General features: G+C 37.3%; 2 protein-coding genes. Both read right to left on the reverse strand.

Annotation, left to right across the window (positions count from 1 at the left end):
* Nucleotides 1-194: 194 nt before the first annotated feature.
* A complete protein-coding gene (locus ACZFYI_RS19880; RefSeq protein WP_462525860.1) occupies nt 195-953 on the reverse strand; it encodes a DUF6090 family protein in 759 nt (252 codons plus the stop codon).
* A 94-nt stretch (nt 954-1,047) separates the two neighbouring features.
* Complete coding sequence (gene tnpA / locus ACZFYI_RS19885) at nt 1,048-1,509, reverse strand: IS200/IS605 family transposase (RefSeq protein WP_462525861.1); 462 nt, start codon at nt 1,507-1,509, stop codon at nt 1,048-1,050.
* Nucleotides 1,510-1,856: the final 347 nt, after the last annotated feature.

Consider the following 1,856-nt stretch of genomic DNA (forward strand, 5'->3'; position numbering starts at 1 on the left):
TTCCTTTTTTTTATCCTTTCTGGCTTCATTCCAATTATTCACTTGAAGTGCCAAAAGGATTCCAACCATGACTAAGGCGATTTCTCCCACTGCATAGACCAGATAACGGGTGACCTGTTTTTGCTGAAGGAGTTTTTGCCGGATTTTTCTGAAGAAGGAGATCATATGTTGCTTATAGTTTTTGGAATATACACCTACTTCTTGAGTTCATTTTCTATTAAAGCCCGAATGTGATCTAGGTCATCCTGCAATTCATTGTATTCTATTATTGCAATTTGATTCCAATTGGTATTCATGACGCAATAATTTTGATATTCAAGTTCTTGGATCATTTTTTCATAGAAGCCTTTCACCTGACTTTCGGAGTAGAAAAGGTGTTCGGGATTTGAATTCGTTACAGGAAAATTTATTATCGTCAGGGGTAGATTACGTTGGAGATAAGGCAAGAATTCTGTTCCTACAAAACGAAAATGATTATCCTCTTCCTCTCTGACGTCCTCAACTGCTTCTGACCAAGACGCAAGCCGATATTTGAGAGAATCATTGGAAATCAGATTAATCTGTCCGGATGAAATCAGGCTGTTGATCACACCATTCGGAGCATTGAGGGTTACATTTCCAAGGTTCAAAATTGGATGATGGGCCATCAAGGAATCAAGCATTCCGGATTTCATGAATTCCAGTTTCCTTGAAAAAAAAGCAATGGATAATTCTCGCCTTTTCCGGGCATATTCAAGCCTTTTGGCTTGATCTTCAAATTCCTCTTTCAGATCCTGTAGTGCCTTTTGTTCTGCGATTTGATCATTTCGTTCAAGGTTCCAATTATTGACTTGTAGGGCAATCAATATTCCAATTACAACCAGCGTAATTTCCCCTAATGCATATAGAAGATATCCGCTTATCTTATTTTGTGATAGAAGTTTTTGTCGGATTTTTCTTAGAAAGGAGATCATAGAATCTTATTTTTTGTTTTGTCCCTTTAGGGACTTTATATGGGTAGAAAATTTTATAGCGATGATGATCTGTGCCTTTAGGTACAGGATATAGTCATTCGATGGGTTTGAAAATGTAACGTTGATCATATTCCACCTCATGAATCTTCAGAAGCTCTTCATATTCTTCGAGAAAAGATCTTTTCGAATGATGTATTTCTTGTTCCTGAATGTATTTTACTACCCTTGCTACCTGATCTTTTGAATAGGAAAACGCACCATATCCTGATTGCCAAGAGAATTTTCCTTTGACTAAACCTTTAGCATTAATCCATTTTGATGAATCTTCCTTTGCCATTTGCATCAAATCTGATAATGCTTGGGTAGGCCTGAAACCCACCAGTATGTGGATATGATCAGGCATACCGTTGATTTGCAAAACCTTGTGATCATATTTTTGGACAATTCCGGTAATGTATTTATAGAGTTCATCTTTCCAATCAGCTTGGATTAAAGAGATGCGGTTTTGGACTGCAAAGACTGCTTGAATATGGATTTGGGTGTAGGTGTTTGCCATGATTAAATTTTTATATTCCGTACCTAAAGGCACGGAGGGGGCTTTGCAAAATGGATTGTTCTACCCATATCGAGTCCCTAAAGGGACTGCTCTTACCAATCATATTGGAACCAATTTTCCTTGCGGAATAAGCCAAATTCCGGGTTACCCGATTTTGAGAAAGGAGTTTTTGTCGGATTTTTCTTAGAAAGGAGATCATATCAAAAGTTAAGATTTTGTATTGGAATCAATTTCCTCATCGATGATTTGCAGGAGTTCATTGAAAAAAACCAACAAAGCTTTTTCATCACTTATCGCATCAATCCTCCAAGAATCCACATTGCTTAGGATATCTTCGATCACTCTAT

The sequence above is a fragment of the Aquiflexum sp. genome (genome assembly GCF_977115555.1).

What these genes read in the sequence shown, in the direction of transcription:
- ACZFYI_RS19880 (WP_462525860.1), bottom strand. Translation starts at nt 953, where the DNA reads ATGATCTCCTTTCTAAGAAAAATCCGACAAAAACTTCTATCACAAAAT.
- tnpA (WP_462525861.1), bottom strand. Translation starts at nt 1,509, where the DNA reads ATGGCAAACACCTACACCCAAATCCATATTCAAGCAGTCTTTGCAGTC.